General features: G+C 66.7%; 12 protein-coding genes. 3 read left to right on the forward strand and 9 right to left on the reverse strand.

Annotation, left to right across the window (positions count from 1 at the left end):
* Positions 1-173: 173 nt before the first annotated feature.
* Positions 174-1,454, reverse strand: a complete 1,281-nt coding sequence (gene purD / locus CCO03_RS10435; RefSeq protein ID WP_087280810.1) for a phosphoribosylamine--glycine ligase — start codon at positions 1,452-1,454, stop codon at positions 174-176.
* A 131-nt stretch (positions 1,455-1,585) separates the two neighbouring features.
* Positions 1,586-2,314, reverse strand: coding sequence for a YebC/PmpR family DNA-binding transcriptional regulator (locus tag CCO03_RS10440; protein WP_087280812.1), 729 nt, complete (start codon positions 2,312-2,314; stop codon positions 1,586-1,588).
* Positions 2,315-2,384: 70 nt separating this feature from the next.
* On the opposite strand from CCO03_RS10440, the gene CCO03_RS10445 reads away from it, so the two are divergent.
* Positions 2,385-3,929 (forward strand): helicase HerA-like domain-containing protein, encoded by a 1,545-nt coding sequence (locus CCO03_RS10445; RefSeq protein ID WP_087280814.1) that lies wholly within the window; start codon positions 2,385-2,387, stop codon positions 3,927-3,929.
* Positions 3,930-4,045: 116 nt separating this feature from the next.
* Here the strand turns inward: CCO03_RS10445 and CCO03_RS10450 are convergent, their stop codons facing one another.
* The 7 genes from CCO03_RS10450 to CCO03_RS10480 all read right to left on the reverse strand — a co-directional run bounded on the left by CCO03_RS10450 (position 4,046) and on the right by CCO03_RS10480 (position 13,758).
* A complete protein-coding gene (locus tag CCO03_RS10450; RefSeq protein WP_087280816.1) occupies positions 4,046-5,677 on the reverse strand; it encodes a SpoVR family protein in 1,632 nt (543 codons plus the stop codon).
* Positions 5,674-6,942, reverse strand: coding sequence for a YeaH/YhbH family protein (locus CCO03_RS10455; protein ID WP_087280818.1), 1,269 nt, complete (start codon positions 6,940-6,942; stop codon positions 5,674-5,676). The genes CCO03_RS10450 and CCO03_RS10455 overlap by 4 nt, the downstream gene beginning before the upstream one ends.
* Before the next feature lie 46 nt (positions 6,943-6,988).
* Positions 6,989-8,911 carry a PrkA family serine protein kinase gene (locus tag CCO03_RS10460; RefSeq protein WP_087280820.1) on the reverse strand — a complete coding sequence of 641 codons (1,923 nt, stop codon included), beginning with the start codon at positions 8,909-8,911 and terminating at the stop codon, positions 6,989-6,991.
* Positions 8,912-9,246: 335 nt separating this feature from the next.
* Positions 9,247-10,218: an SMI1/KNR4 family protein gene (locus CCO03_RS10465; RefSeq protein WP_087280822.1), complete on the reverse strand. Its 972-nt coding sequence runs from the start codon at positions 10,216-10,218 to the stop codon at positions 9,247-9,249.
* 54 nt (positions 10,219-10,272) lie between these two features.
* Complete coding sequence (locus tag CCO03_RS10470) at positions 10,273-10,836, reverse strand: hypothetical protein (protein ID WP_157667630.1); 564 nt, start codon at positions 10,834-10,836, stop codon at positions 10,273-10,275.
* Between the two features lie 196 nt (positions 10,837-11,032).
* Entirely contained in the window at positions 11,033-12,889 is a 1,857-nt protein-coding gene (gene ilvD / locus CCO03_RS10475) for a dihydroxy-acid dehydratase (protein ID WP_087280825.1), read from the reverse strand.
* 437 nt (positions 12,890-13,326) lie between these two features.
* Positions 13,327-13,758 carry a MaoC family dehydratase gene (locus CCO03_RS10480; protein ID WP_087280827.1) on the reverse strand — a complete coding sequence of 144 codons (432 nt, stop codon included), beginning with the start codon at positions 13,756-13,758 and terminating at the stop codon, positions 13,327-13,329.
* A gap of 345 nt (positions 13,759-14,103) precedes the next feature.
* Between CCO03_RS10480 and CCO03_RS10485 the strand changes: the two genes are divergently transcribed.
* Positions 14,104-14,487, forward strand: a complete 384-nt coding sequence (locus tag CCO03_RS10485) for an ApeI family dehydratase (protein WP_157667631.1) — start codon at positions 14,104-14,106, stop codon at positions 14,485-14,487.
* Between the two features lie 5 nt (positions 14,488-14,492).
* The gene (locus tag CCO03_RS10490) at positions 14,493-15,767 is read left to right on the forward strand and encodes an LpxL/LpxP family acyltransferase (RefSeq protein WP_157667632.1); all 1,275 of its coding nucleotides are present in this window, start codon (positions 14,493-14,495) and stop codon (positions 15,765-15,767) included.
* The last annotated feature ends 2 nt before the right edge of the window (positions 15,768-15,769 follow it).

Raw genomic sequence — 15,769 nt, forward strand, 5'->3', positions numbered from 1 at the left:
CGGCGCGCAGGTGTGGTGGGCGGACGGTGCAGAGGCCATGGCGCACCCTGTCCACAGCGGCGTCTGCGGCAGGTTGTTGACCTTCACATGCAGTATGGGCCGGTTTCCGTTCATAAGCGAACGGCAACCAGCCCATACTGCAACCCATAAAATTGGCTTGACTGCAGCCGGCGTCACTTGATCGCGCGGTAGCCGATGTCGCGGCGGTACTGCATGCCGTCGAAGTGCACCTGGCGCGCCAGGTCATACGCACGCTCTTGCGCCTGCTTGAGCGAATCGCCCAGTGCGGTCGCGCACATCACGCGGCCGCCCTGCGTGGTGATTTGCCGGTCGTCGCCCATCTGCGTGCCGGCATGAAAGACCACGGCGTCGTCGCTGTCCTGCGGCAGCTCGGTCACGCGGTCGCCCTTGCGCGGTGCCAGCGGGTAACCGTGGGCGGCCAACACCACCCCCAGCGCGGGGCGGCGGTCCCATTGCAGCTGCATGTCACCGAGCTTGCCGCTGGCTGCGGCGCTCAGCACCTCGAACAGGTCGGACTTCAGCCGCATCATGATGGGCTGGGTCTCGGGGTCGCCCATGCGGCAGTTGAACTCCAGCGTCTTGGGCTTGCCGTTGCCATCGATCATGAGGCCGGCGTACAGGAAGCCGGTGTAGGTGATGCCGTCCTTTTCCATGCCGCGAATGGTTGGCAGGATGACCTCGCGCATGGCGCGCGCGTGCACGTCGGCCGTCACCACGGGCGCGGGCGAATAGGCGCCCATGCCGCCGGTGTTGGGGCCGGCATCGCCGTCCAGCAGGCGCTTGTGATCCTGGCTGGTGGCCAGGGCCACCACGTCCTTGCCGTCGCACATGACGATGAAGCTCGCCTCTTCGCCCTGCAGAAACTCTTCGATCACGACGCGGGCGCCGCCCTCGTTGTGGCTCACGCCCAGCGAGTTGGCGCCCAGCATGTCGTCGATGGCGGCGTGCGCCTCATCGGCCGTCATGGCCACCACCACGCCCTTGCCGGCGGCCAGGCCGTCGGCCTTGACCACGATGGGCGCGCCCTTGGCGTTGACGTAGTCGTGCGCCGCAGCGGGGTCGCTGAAGGTCTGGTACTCGGCCGTGGGGATGGCATGGCGCGCCATGAAGTCCTTGGAGAAGGCCTTGGAGCTTTCGAGCTGCGCGGCCGCCTTGCTGGGGCCGAAGATCTTCAGGCCGTGGGCGCGGAAGTCATCGACCACCCCGGCGGCCAGTGGCGCCTCGGGGCCGACCACGGTCAGGGCGATCTTCTCGGCCAACGCCCAGTCGCGCAGGGCAACCAGGTCGGTGATGGGCACGTTGACCAGCGCGGGCGACAGCGCCGTGCCGCCGTTGCCGGGCGCCACGTACACCTGCTGCACGCGCGGCGACTGGGCCAGCTTCCACGCCAGGGCGTGCTCGCGGCCACCGCCGCCAATGACAAGAACTTTCATGGGATTTGCGCGCGTGGCGCCTCAGGAAACTGCGATGCGCACCGGGGTGCGCGCTGGGGTGTGGGGGTATCGACAGGTCTGCGTTTGAAAATCAACGCAAACCGGTATATACCCCCGTCATGGCATGCGAATCAGCCGAGGTCCAGCTCCGCGTTGTGGTAGACCTCTTGCACGTCGTCCAGGTCTTCGATCATGTCCAGCAGGCGCTGCATCTTCTGCGCGTCCTCGCCGCTGAGGGCGATGGAGTTTTCGGCCCGCATGGTCACCTCGGCCATGTCCGCCTTCAGGCCAGCGGCCTCCAGCGCATCGCGCACGGCCTCGAAATGGCCGGGCTCGGTGATGACTTCCACGCCGCCCTCCTCGTCGCTGACGATGTCGTCGGCGCCAGCCTCCAGCGCCACCTCCATCACCTTGTCCTCGTCCACGCCCGGGGCAAACATGATCTGGCCCACGTGCTTGAACTGGAAGGCCACCGACCCTTCGGTGCCGAGGTTGCCGCCGTACTTGCTGAACATGTGGCGCACGTCGGCCACGGTGCGCACGCGGTTGTCGGTCATGGTGTCGACGATGATGGCCGCGCCGCCGATGCCGTAGCCCTCGTAGCGGATTTCCTCGTAGTTCACGCCTTCGAGGTTGCCCGTGGCCTTGTCGATGTTGCGCTTGATGGTGTCGGCCGGCATGTTGGCGGCCTTGGCCTTGTCAATGGCCAGGCGCAGGCGCGGGTTGGCCGTGGGGTCGCCGCCACCGGTGCGGGCCGCCACCATGATCTCGCGCACCACACGGGTCCAGATGCGCTGGCGCTTCTCGTCCTGCCTGCCCTTGCGGTGTTGAATATTTGCCCATTTGCTGTGGCCGGCCATCGTTGGATTTCCTACACGTTTGATAATCGGACGAGATTTTACTTTTGCCCGCAAGGGGCCACGAGACGCCATGGCTGAACCGCTGCTGATTGCCCTGAATGCCCAAAGCAACCCGCCTGCGCGCGGCGAACTGCTGCCCGCACTCGCCAACCGCCATGGCCTCATCACCGGGGCCACGGGCACCGGCAAGACCGTCACGCTGCAGGCCATGGCCGAACAGCTGTCGCGCATCGGCGTGCCGGTGTTCCTCACCGACATCAAGGGCGACCTGTCGGGCATCAGCCAGGCAGGCCAGCTGGCGCCCAAGATCGCTGCGACGCTGAAGGAGCGTGGCCTGCCCGAGCCCGAAGCCATCGCCTGTCCCACCACTTTCTGGGACGTGTTCGGCGAGCAGGGCCACCCCGTGCGCGCCACCATCTCGGACATGGGCCCGCTGCTGCTGGCCCGCATGCTGGACCTGAACGACACGCAAAGCGGTGTGCTCAACCTCGTCTTCAAGATTGCCGACGACCAGGGCCTGCTGCTGCTGGACCTGAAGGACCTGCGCGCCGCGCTGCAACACGTGGGCGACAACGCCAAGCAGTTCACCACCGAGTACGGCAACATCTCTTCGGCCAGCGTGGGCGCCATCCAGCGCGCGCTGCTGGCCCTCGAATCGCAAGGCGGCGAACAGTTCTTCGGCGAGCCCATGCTCAACGTCGAAGACCTGCTGCAGACCGCGGCCCCCGGGGCAGCGTCGGGCGGCGCATCACCACAGATGGGGGTGGTCAACATCCTCGCGGCCGACAAGCTGCTGCAGTCGCCGCGCCTTTATGGGGCGTTCCTGCTGTGGCTGCTGTCCGACCTGTACGAGCGCCTGCCCGAGGTCGGCGATCTGGACAAGCCCAAGTTCGTGTTCTTCTTCGACGAAGCCCACCTCATCTTCAACGACGCGCCCAAGGTGCTGCTCGAGCGCATCGAACTCGTCGTGCGCCTGATCCGTTCCAAGGGTGTGGGCGTGTTCTTCGTCACGCAAAACCCCATGGACGTGCCCGAAAGCGTGCTGGCCCAGCTCGGCAACCGCGTGCAGCACGCGCTGCGCGCTTTCACGCCCAAGGACCAGAAGGCCGTCAAAGCCACGGCTCAGACCATGCGGGCCAATCCCGGCCTCGACATCGAAACCGCCATCACCGAGCTGGCCGTGGGCGAAGCCCTCGTCAGCTTCCTGGATGCCAAGGGCCGCCCCAGCGTGACCGAGCGCACCTTCGTCATTCCGCCGGGCAGCCGCATCGGCCCCATCGACGAGGCCACACGCCGGCAGCTCATGCAGACCTCGCTGGTGGCGGGCGTCTACGACACGCCGGTGGACCGCGAATCGGCCTATGAAATCCTCAAGTCGCGCAGCGGTGCCGCCGCCGAGGCCGGCGCCAAAGCCGCCGATGCGGCGCCGCAGGACGAGGGCTGGATGGGCGACGTGAAGGACATCCTCTTCGGCAGCACCGGCCCGCGCGGCGGCAAGCGCGATGGCCTGGTGCAGACCATGGCCAAGTCCACCGCGCGCAAGGTGGGCACGCAGATCGGCAACCAGATCCTGCGCGGCGTGCTGGGCGGCATTTTCGGCGGCAGACGGCGCTGAGCAGCGGTCCTCTGACGCGCCATCCCCTCCCCGGGGACCGCTGGGTGCGTCGAACGGAGCCCCGAAGCCATGAGCCGGGCACAGCCGGGGCTCGGCGGGCGACGTTGAACAGTTTGTCAGGTGGCTGGCGCCGGCACGGCATGCAGCAACACCGGCAGCTCGCCATTGCCGCCAACGCTTTCGATCTGCACGCCAAAGCCCCACAGGCGCGCCACGTGCTTGAGCACCTCCAGCGCGTCATCGGCCAGGGGCCGCCCCTGGTATTGGGTGTGGCGCAGCGTGAGGCAGCGGTCGCCGCGCAGGTTCACGTTCCAGACCTGGATGTTGGGCTCGCGCGTGCCCAAGTCGTACTGCTGGGACAGGGTCTGGCGCAGGCTGCGGTAGCCGTCCTCGTCATGGATGGCGCTGACCAGGAGTGCCTGCTCGCTGGCATCGTCGTGGATGGCGAACAGGCGCATGTCGCGCATGAGCTGTGGACTCAGAAACTGACCGATGAAGCTCTCGTCCTTGAAGTTCTGCATGGCATGGTGCAGCGCCGGCAGCCACGGCGTGCCGGCGAGGTCGGGGAACCAACGCCGATCCTCTTCGGTGGGGCTTTGGCAGATGCGCCGGATGTCGCGGTACATGGCAAAGCCCAGGGCGTAGGGGTTGATGCCGCTGTAGGCGCGATGGCTTGCCGGGGGCTGGTAGATCACATTGGTGTGCGAGGACAGCCACTCGATCATCACCCCATCGGTGAGCCAGCCCTCGTCGTACAAGGTGTTGAGCAAGGTGTAATGCCAGAAGGTGGCCCAGCCTTCGTTCATCACCTGCGTTTGCCGCTGTGGGTAAAAGTACTGGGCGATCTTGCGCACGATGCGCACGATTTCGCGCTGCCAAGGCTCCAGCAACGGTGCGTTTTTTTCGATGAAGTAGAGGAGGTTCTCCTCCGGCTCCTTGGGAAAGCGCTCCTGTTCGTGCTCCGGCGCCGCACCGCCCCTGTCTCGATGCGGAGGCAGGGTGCGCCACAGCACGTTGACCTGTTGCTGGACGTAGGCTTCGCGTTGTTCGCGCTCGGCCCGCTCGCGCGCCAGGCTTTTCTTGGACGGGCGGCAATAGCGGTCGACCCCGAAGTTGGCCAGTGCATGACAGGAGTCGAGCAACTGCTCCACCGCATCCAGACCATGGCGCTCCTCGCACTGGGCCACGAAGTCACGGGCATAGACCAAGTAGTCGGTGATGCTGCCCGAATCCGACCACATGCGAAACAGGTAGTTGTTCTTGAAAAAGCTGTTGTGCCCATAGGCGGCGTGGGCAATCACCAGCGCCTGCATGGCGGTGCTGTTTTCCTCCATCAGGTAGCTGATGCACGGGTTGGCGTTGATGACGATCTCGTAAGCCAGACCCATGTGACCGCGCCGGTAACGTCGCTCGGTGGCCAGAAACTCCTTGCCAAAGCTCCAGTGCCGGTAGTTGACCGGCATGCCCACGCTGGCATAGGCGTCCATCATCTGCTCGGCCGAGATGATCTCGAGCTGGTTGGGGTAGGTGTCCAGGCCAAAGCGCTGGGCCGTGCTGGCGATGACCGCGTGGTAGCGTTCGATCAACTCCAGGGTCCAGTCACTGGGGTCGGGCAGCGGGCGATCCGGGTGCTCCACGGCCTGCAGCGGGGCACTGGGCACGCTGCGCTGGCGCCCTCCCCGGCCGCCCGGCTTGCCCGCTTGCCGGCCGCCACGGCGCTCCAACGCGGGATACAGCAACAGGTTCATACCGATACCCCCTCTTTCTTGAACAACTCCTTGAACACGGGGTAGATCTCACTCGGCTCGGACACCTTGCGCATGGCGAAGTGGGCAAACAGCGGCGTCAGCTGGCTGTAGGCCTCCCACAGGTTCTGCTCATCCGACGTCACCTGCACATAGGCGAAGTAGCGCACCAACGGCAAGATGCGCTCGGCCAGCAGGCTGCGGCAATGGCTGCTGTCGTCGCCAAAGTTGTCGCCATCGCTGGCCTGGGCCACGTAGATGTTCCAGTCGGCCACGGGATAGCGCGCCTGCACGATCTGGTCAAGCAGCACCAGGGCACTGCTGACCACCGTGCCCCCGCTCTCGGTGGCGTGGAAGAATTCTTCCTCGCCAACCTCGGCAGCCTGGGTGTGGTGGCGGATGAAGACGATGTCGATCTTGTCGTAGTGACGGGTGAGGAACAGGTAGAGCAGGATGAAAAAGCGCTTGGCCAGTTCCTTGCGCCCCTGATCCATGGAGCCCGACACATCCATCACGCAGAACATCACGGCGCGGCTGCTGGGCTCGGGCACCTTGGTGCGGTTGCGAAAGCGCAGGTCCAAAGGGTCGAGGAAAGCCACCTTGGCCAGACGGGCCTTCAGCGCCTCGATGCGCTGCTGCAGCTCGGCCACGGCCTCGCTGGTGCCGTCGTCCTGCGCCAGCAAGGCATCCAGCTCGTCCTGCAAGTCCTTGAGGGCACGGTTCTGCGCCTTGGTCAACGCGATGCGCCGCCCCTGGGCACTGCGCATGGTGCGCAGCACCGCCAGGTTGTGCGGCGTGCCATCGTGGCTGTAGCCAGCGCGACGCAGCCTGTACTGCTGCGTGCTGGCGATGTGGGTGCGCAGCAGCCGTGGCAGCGCCATGTCCTCAAAGAAGAGCTCCATGAACTCTTCTTTGGTCAGGGTGAAGGTGAAATCGTCCTCGCCCTCGCCGCTGTCGCTGGCCTGTGAGCCGCCACCGCCCGCGCCGCCCTGGGGCCGCGCGATGCGGTCGCCACGCACATGCTCGCTGTTGCCTGGGTGCACGGTGTCGCGGATGCCACCCGGGCCATGGTGGAACACCGGCTCGCTGATGTCTTTGCGAGGGATGGTGATGCTCTCGGCCTGCTCGATGTGGCGGATGTCGCGCTGCGACACGGCACGACGCACCGCTTCGGCGATCTGCTGCTTGTAGCGCCGAACGAAGCGCTCGCGATTGCCCACCGACTTGTTCTTGCCGGCAAGCCTGCGGTCGATGATTTGCAGTGCCATCTGTGCCCCCTTGCCTGGCCCGACGCCGGCAGCGCCGGGATACCGTTCAGCTGCTCTTGCGCACACGCAGGTACCACTCGCACAACAGGCGCACCTGCTTGGGGGTGTAGCCCTTGGATTCCATGCGGGTGACAAAATCCTCGTGCTTGCGCGCATCCTCGGCGCTGGCCTTGGCGTTGAAGCTGATGACCGGCAGCAGCTCCTCGGTGTTGGAGAACATTTTTTTCTCGATCACCGCGCGCAATTTCTCATAGCTGGTCCAGCTCGGGTTCTTGCCCTGGTTGTTGGCGCGCGCGCGCAACACGAAGTTGACGATCTCGTTGCGAAAGTCCTTGGGGTTGGCAATGCCTGCGGGCTTCTCGATCTTCTCCAGCTCGGCGTTCAGCGCGCCGCGGTCGAACACCTCGCCGGTGTCGGTGTCGCGGTACTCGCTGTCCTGTATCCAGTAGTCGGCATAGGTGACATAGCGGTCGAAGATGTTCTGGCCATACTCGCTGTAGCTCTCCAGGTAGGCGGTCTGGATCTCCTTGCCGATGAACTCCGCATAGCGCTGCGACAGGTATTCCTTGACGTAGCCGATGTACTTGGTCTCCAGGTCATTGGGGAACTGCTCGCGCTCGATCTGCTGCTCCAGCACATACATCAGGTGAACGGGGTTGGCCGCCACCTCGGTGCTGTCGTAGTTGAAGACCTTGGCCAGGATCTTGAACGCAAAGCGCGTGGAGATGCCCTCCATGCCCTCGTCCACGCCGGCGTAGTCCCGGTACTCCTGATGGCTCTTGGCGCGCGGGTCCGTGTCCTTGAGGCTTTCGCCGTCGTAAACCTGCATCTTGCTGAAGATGCTGGAGTTCTCAGGCTCCTTCAGGCGCGTGAGCACCGAGAACTGCGCCATCATCTTCAGCGTGCCGGGTGCGCACACGGCGTGAGCCAGCGAGGACTCGCGGATCAGCTTCTCGTAGATGCGTACCTCCTCGGACACGCGCAGGCAGTAGGGCACCTTGACGATGTAGATGCGGTCCAGGAACGCCTCGTTGTTTTTGTTGTTGCGGAAGGCCTTCCACTCGCTCTCGTTGCTGTGCGCCAACACCATGCCCTCGAAGGGGATGGCGCCAAAGCCCTCCGTGCCTTTGTAGTTGCTTTCCTGCGTGGCGGTGAGCAGCGGGTGCAGCACCTTGATCGGCGCCTTGAACATCTCGACGAACTCCAACAGGCCCTGGTTGGCCAGGCACAGGCCGCCCGAGTAGCTGTAGGCATCGGTGTCGTCCTGGGCGAAGTTCTCGAGCTTGCGGATGTCCACCTTGCCGACCAGACTGGAAATGTCCTGGTTGTTCTCGTCACCCGGCTCGGTCTTGGCGATGGCCACCTGCTTGAGGATGCTGGGATAGCGTTTGACGACGCGGAACTGGCGGATGTCGCCATTGAACTCATCCAGCCGCTTGACGGCCCACGGCGAGAGCACATGCTGCAGGCTGCGCCGCGGGATGCCGAACTGCTCCTCCAGCACCGGCCCGTCCTCCACCGCGTCGAACAGGCCCAGCGGTGACTCGTTGACCGGCGAGTCCTTGAGCGCATAGAACGGCACCTTCTGCATCAGGTGCTTCAGGCGCTCGGCGATCGAGCTTTTGCCGCCCCCCACCGGACCCAGCAGGTAGAGGATCTGCTTGCGCTCCTCCAGGCCCTGGGCCGCATGGCGGAAGAAACTCACCACCTGCTCGATGGCGTCTTCCATGCCGTAGAACTCGGTGAACGCGGGATAGCGCCGGATGACCTTGTTGGCGAACAGGCGCGACAGGCGCGGGTCGTTGCGGGTGTCCACCATCTCGGGCTCCCCGATGGCCGCCAGCATGCGCTGAGCGGCACTGGCATACGCCATGGGGTCACGCTGGCACAGCGCGAGGTAGTCGTCGAGGGACATCTCCTCTTCGCGCATGCGTGCATAGCGGGCAGCAGAGTTGCTGATGACATCCATACGACCTCCGGTGGCGGCCCCCGGGCTTGGCAATGCCGCAAAAGTTGCAGATGTTCACAACCACATGCTGTCGTTGTAGCACCTCACCGGCGCTTTGAACAGCAGCCATGGGCGCGCCATGCTGGCGGACGCAGCTTTGTTCGAGGTCGAGAGCCCCTCAACTTGATCAGGAGTATGATCCTACCCTCGTTCTTTTTGAATCGAAGAAGCAGACATACTCCGTCACATAGAGCGGTTCAATGGAGCCCGTCTTCCCTCGGCGCCTCGCACGCCGGTTCCGGGCATGCCCAGGGGGTGACCGCCAACAGCGACAGCCCGGGTGCCAAACCACGGGCTCAGTCGGCGAACAAAGCCTGCAGCAGCGCCGTGCGGGCGGCTTCCGACAGCTGCCAGTGCCCCTCAACCTGCACCAGCTGTCCCGCCGCCACGCCTGCGCTGAACCAGTCCGCGACGAAATCTGGCGCCCAGCCTCCGGTGCGCCAGTGCGGGCTGCTGGCCATGGCGATGAGATCGGGGTAAGCCTGCAGGAATTCGGCCTGCGATGCGACGGGCTGGGCGTGGCTGAGCAGCAGGAACTGCGCGGCGTACAGGCGCTCGGAGCGCGCGTCGGCATGCAGCGCGAAATACCCCTTGTCCTCCGTCAAGGCCTCGGCCAGGCGGCGCAGTGCAGCCGGCATGCGCGCATCGGGCCACAGCGCACACAGGTGTTGCAGCCGCGGGCTGAACGGGGCGTAGCGAACGTGCGCCAAGGCCTCGCGCAGCATTTCATCGGGGTCCTCTTCGTACACCGATTCGTGCACCAGTCCACGCACAAAGGTTTCGAAATCCGGTGCCAGCGGCGTGATGGCGTAGTCGTTGTCCTGATCGACGTGCACCACGGCTGGCTCGCCCTGCGGTCCGCAGGCGCGGTAGTCAAGCGCGATCATGTCGTGCCCAGCGCTGGGGCAGTCGCCGAAGTAGATGCCGATGTCGGGATAGCCCCACTGATCCTGCTTGAACACACTGCCCAGTCGGCCGCACAGGCTCCACGGCTGGTCAAAGCCAATGCCCTTGAAGGCGGTGATGGCCACATGGTCGTCTGCCCATGAGGTGGCCTGCTGCGTGGGAAAGCAGTCGTTCACCGGAATGCCGCCGTTTTGCGAGCGCATCAGGGCGACATAGCTGGCCGGCAGCTGGTAACCCAGCTCGGCCTCGACGGCCGCAATCACCGCGGGCGTGGGCGGTGGTTCGATGTACTCCTGGCGGGCGTAGTCGCTGTCGTCCCAAAAGGTGTGGAGGTCAAAGCCCTCGAAAGGCGGTGCGGACATGGTGCATTCCTGGTGAAAGGCCGCTCCTGGCCGGGCCTTTCCTGGCCGGGCCGCTCAGGCAATCCCGAAATCAAGGGCATCGCTGTGTGGCCAGATGGGCCGCCCGGACGGCGTGACCCCGGGTGCCAGGAGCGCAAGCTGCAACCCGAACACCTTGGCGCCCTGCAGGCCGTCGCCCTCCCCACGCGCACCGCGGATGCGGACCGCATGGCTGCCTGGCACCACGTCCAGGTCGTTGACGGTCCAGCTCAGCTTGCGTTGGCGTTCGTAGCGGGTGAACGCTGCATGCTCCCAGCCCACCAGCACGAACAGGTCCGCCACCACCAGGACACCCGATTCGACCACCAGCGGCAAGCCGCCATGGCTGAACTGCCAATCCAGTGCGAGCGGTTCGGCATCGAGGTTGCAGAACAGGTAGTCGTCTTCGTCCAGCGGGTACATGGGCACGATGCAGCCGGCCTGCACTGCAGCGTCTCCCACGGCCTCGTCGCGCATGAAGGCCTCCAGCACGTCGCCCTGCGTCAGGTCGTGCTGCTCGAGAAACCGGCACAGCACGAGCGGGTCGAACATCACCAAGCCATGTGGATAAGCCATGGACACCGTGGCACGTGTTTTCATGGACAGGTTGTCATTGCTGAAGGGGACCATGCCGTGGGCCGGAGTCGGCAGGCAGGTCGACCAGGCAGCACGGCATTGCGAGCAAATGCAGTGGCGTGCAGCCGTTCTGAACGTAAAGCTCTGCGCTCGCGGAAGCGGGGCCCTTGCTACGGGCCTTTCGTGGCCGGGCCCATCACCGAGGCCCCCGGCACGCGCGTCAATCCAGCTGCGAGAGATCGCGCACGGCGCCCTTGTCAGCCGACATGACGAGCTTGGCATAGGCCTTGAGCGCGGCCGACACCTTGCGCGGACGCGGCAACGCGGGCTTCCAGCCCTTGGCGTCCTGCTCGGCGCGGCGCTTGGCCAGCTCGTCGTCGCTGACCAGCACGTCGATGGTGCGGTTGGGGATGTCGATGCGGATGCGGTCGCCGTTGCGCACCAAGCCAATCGCGCCACCTGCGGCGGCTTCGGGCGAGCAGTGGCCGATCGACAGGCCCGAGGTGCCGCCCGAGAAGCGGCCGTCGGTCAGCAGCGCGCAGGCTTTGCCCAGGCCTTTGGACTTGATGTAGCTGGTGGGGTACAGCATTTCCTGCATGCCGGGTCCACCCTTGGGGCCTTCGTAGCGCACCACAACCACGTCGCCGGCTTTGACCTGGTCGGCCAGGATGTTGGCCACGGCCTCGTCCTGCGACTCGACCACATGGGCCGGGCCCTCGAACACCAGGATGGAATCGTCCACGCCGGCCGTCTTCACCACGCAGCCGTCCAGGGCGATGTTGCCGCGCAGCACGGCCAGGCCGCCTTCCTTGCTGAAGGCGTGGTCGTAGGACCGGATGCAGCCCTCGGCGCGGTCGGTGTCCAGGCTGGGCCAGCGCGTGGCCTGGCTGAAAGCCACCTGCGTGGGGATGCCGGCGGGCCCGGCCATGTAGAAGGTGCGCACGGCTTCGTCCTGCGTGCGCACGATGTCCCACTGGTCGAGCGCGTGCTTCATGGTCTTGGCGTGCACGGTGGGCACATCGGTGTGCAGCTTGCCGGCGCGGTCCAGCTCGCCCAGGATGGCCATGATGCCGCCCGCGCGGTGCACGTCTTCGATGTGGTACTTGTTGGTGTTGGGCGCCACCTTGCACAGCTGCGGCACCGTGCGCGAGAGGCGGTCGATGTCGTGCATGCTGAACGGGATCTCGGCTTCTTGCGCAATGGCCAGCAGGTGCAAGATGGTGTTGGTCGAGCCCCCCATGGCGATGTCCAGCGTCATGGCGTTTTCAAAGGCCTTGAAGCCCACGGCGCGCGGCAGCAGCGTGGCCTCGTCCTGCTCGTAGTAGCGGCGGGCGAGTTCGACGATGAGGTGGCCGGCCTGCTTGAACAGCTTTTCGCGGTCGGCGTGCGTGGCGACCACGGTGCCGTTGCCTGGAAGCGCCAGGCCCAGCGCTTCGGCCAGGCAGTTCATCGAGTTGGCCGTGAACATGCCCGAGCACGAGCCGCAGGTCGGGCAGGCCGAGCGCTCGATCTCGGCCACGTCGGCGTCGCTGATCTTGTCGTCGGCCGCGGCCACCATGGCGTCGATCAGGTCGAGCTTGTGGATGGAGATGGTCTTGGTCTGGGGATCGGCCAGCTTGGCCTTGCCGGCCTCCATGGGGCCACCCGAGACGAACACGACCGGGATGTTCAGGCGCATGGCAGCCATGAGCATGCCGGGGGTGATCTTGTCGCAGTTGCTGATGCAGACCATGGCATCGGCGCAGTGGGCGTTCACCATGTACTCGACCGAGTCGGCGATCACGTCGCGGCTGGGCAGCGAGTACAGCATGCCGTCGTGGCCCATGGCGATGCCATCGTCCACGGCGATGGTGTTGAACTCCTTGGCGACGCCGCCGGCGGCCTCGATCTCGCGTGCCACGAGCTGGCCCAGGTCCTTCAGGTGCACGTGGCCGGGCACGAACTGCGTGAAGGAGTTGACCACGGCGATGATGGGCTTGGAGAAGTCGCCATCTTTCATGCCGGTGGCGCGCCACAGTGCGCGGGCGCCAGCCATGTTGCGGCCAGCCGTGGAGGTTTTGGAACGGTACTCAGGCATCGGGGGTCTCGAGGAAATTGCGCGAAAACGGTGCAATTATCCTCCCGCGCCGCGTCCGCACGAGTCGCGCGCGCCGGTCTCCCGCTTTGGCCGCCGGACACCGGCGGTCTGGTGTGCTGCGATGCGCGCTTGCCGAGCCCCCGCCGACGACCGAGCAAGGCGACCCGCCCCTCGCTCGGTCACCTTGTCATCACAACACCGTGGCCACCATCGATCGGGTGTAGGGGTGCTGCTTCGTGCGCAGTGGCGTGAGCGCACGCCTCAAGACCTCGATGCTGCTGGGCTCGGGATGCCGCTGGGTTCGGTGTCGGCTGCCCTTGGCCCTTGCGGGTGGTCCGTGAGACCCCAAGAGGCCAAAGGGCGTCAAAGAAGCAGGCAGTATGCAGACGTTCTCGATGCATTTCAAACGGAAATGGATGCATACTCCCGCCTTTAAATCAAGTGCCTGCCGCCGTCACCATCACCAGCGCTTCACCCGTGATCACGGTCTTGCCGGCCACGGTGCACTCGGTGGACAGGTTCACCCGCTTGCGGGCCACGTTGACCTCGGTCACGGTGATGGTGGCCTGCACCGTGTCGCCCGGGCGCACCGGGGCCCGGAACTGCAGGTTCTGCCCCAGGTACACCGTGCCCGGCCCCGGCAGCCGCCCCGCGATGGCGGCCGAGATCACGCTGGCGCTGAGCATGCCGTGGGCAATGCGGCCGCCGAACACGGTGGTCTTGGCGAACTCCTCGTTCAGGTGCACGGCGTTGTTGTCGCCGGACACGGCGGCGAACAGCACGATGTCGGCCTCGGTGATGGTCTTGGCATACGTGGCCGACATGCCGACCTTGAGGTCTTCCACGTTGTAGCCGCCCAGTTCATTCATGTGTCTGTCTCCGCGTTCGTTGCACAGCGCCGGGCCGCTCGATCATCCCTGGCGGGAACCGGTCCACGGCAGCATAGCAGCGGCTTTGCCGCGTTTGGCGCGCCGCGTCACCTGGGTGAAAACGGACCTGTGATGCCGGGCGACGATGCAGGCGGTGATGCCGTTGGCGTGCCCCCGCGGCCCGGCCTGCGGAAGACCACCCGGGCCGCACGCGCCGCGATGGCATCATTGGGCGCTTTGCCACGGCCTTGCGGCCGTCCTCGGGCACGCTGCGCCCGATGGTTCCTGGCCTGCCGCCCTCTTCCGCCGCCTCATTCCGCCGCTCCCCACCGCCGCTCTTCTGCCGTGTCCAGCCCCGCCACCGCCCTCCCACTCCCCGCCGCCCCCGCAGAGACCCGCTGGTGGCTGGATCCTGCGTGGCCGGTGTTCGCGGGCCACTTTCCAGGCTCGCCGGTGCTGCCCGGCGCCTGCCTGCTCGACTGGGCGGTGGCGGCACTCAGCGCCCACCACGCGCCGCAGTCGGTCGCCTGGCACTGTGCCTGGGCGAAATTTCCCCGCGCCGCCCTGCCCAGCGACCTGCTGAGGCTGCGCTGGTCCGCCAGTGCCAAGGGCTGGGGCTTCACCATCGAGCGCCTGGGGCAGGCCGCGGGTCCCCTGGCCGAGCCGGCGCAACCCCAGGCTGCCGACACCGTGGCCAGCGGCCTGCTGGTGCAGGCCCAAGCGGCGTGATGCGCGTGCGCCATCCCCACACCGACCAACCCGGGCTGGCGCCACCGCCCGCCTCGCCGCCAGCGGCGCAGGCCTGGACGCGCTCACGCGAGCGCAGCGCCACGCCCGTCGTGCGCTTCATGCTGCGCCTGTCGCTGCTGCTGGGGCGGCGGCTGACGCGGCCGGTGCTGCATGGCATCGCCGCCTACTTCTGGCTGTTCGCCCCCCAGGCGCGGCGCCACAGCCTGGTTTACCTGCGCCGGGCCCTGGGCCGCGAGCCCACGCTGGGTGAGCGCTATGGCCATGTGCTGGCCTTCGCCAGCTGCATCCACGACCGCGTGTTCTGGCTGGCCGGGCGCGAGCACGAGTTCGACATCCAGATCACCGGCGTGGAACACGTGCTGGCTGCGCGTCAGACGCCGGTCGAGCGGCCCGCGGACCCGGTCCGGGCAAACGCAGCGAACGCGGCACGCGCATCGGCCCCTGCGCCAACCGCCAGTGCCAGCCCCCTCGACGCCGCGCCACCGGCCAGCGAGGCCACCCAGGCCGCCGAGCCAGGCGCCACCACGGCAGGGCCCGCTGGCGGGCCGGCGAACACACAGGCGAACAAACCTGCCTCGGGCTCTGCGGACGCCCGTGCCAACAGCCCTGCCCACGGCCCGGTGGCAGCCCCGACAGAGGGCCCCGCTGACACCCGGACGAACACGCCGGCAGCGGCACCCGGCAGCTCGGCGCCGCGCGGCATCATGTTCATCGGTGCGCACGTGGGCAGCTTCGAGGCCCTGCGCACGCTGGGCGCGCGCCATGGCATCGAGTCGCGCATGCTGATGTACGAGGCCAACGCCCGCAAGCTCAACGGCGTGCTGGCCGAGCTGGACCCTGGGCTGCCGCGGCGCATCATCGCCCTGGGCCAGCCCGACGCCATGCTGCGCGTGCGCGATGCGCTGGCGGCCGGCGAGTGCGTGGGCGCGCTGGCCGACCGCAGCTTCGACCACCAGCCCGGCGTGCCGCTGCCGTTTCTCGGGGCGACCGCCGCGTTCCCGCGCGGGCCGTTCCAGCTCGCCGCCCTGCTGGGCGTGCCCACCGTGTTCATGGCCGGCATCTACCGGGGCGGCCGGCGCTACGAGCTGCAGTTCGCCCCGGTGTTCGACTTCTCGACCGTGGCGCGCGGCGACCGCCAGGCGGCCATCGCCCAGGCCCAGGCCGCCTACGTGGCCCGGCTGGAGGCCACCTGCCGCGCGCACCCGCTCAACTGGTTCAACTTCTTCGATTTCTGGCGCGCCTCGGCCGCCGACCCCTGACC

It is taken from the genome of Comamonas serinivorans (assembly GCF_002158865.1).
In the GTDB taxonomy this organism is placed as follows: domain Bacteria; phylum Pseudomonadota; class Gammaproteobacteria; order Burkholderiales; family Burkholderiaceae_C; genus Comamonas_E; species Comamonas_E serinivorans.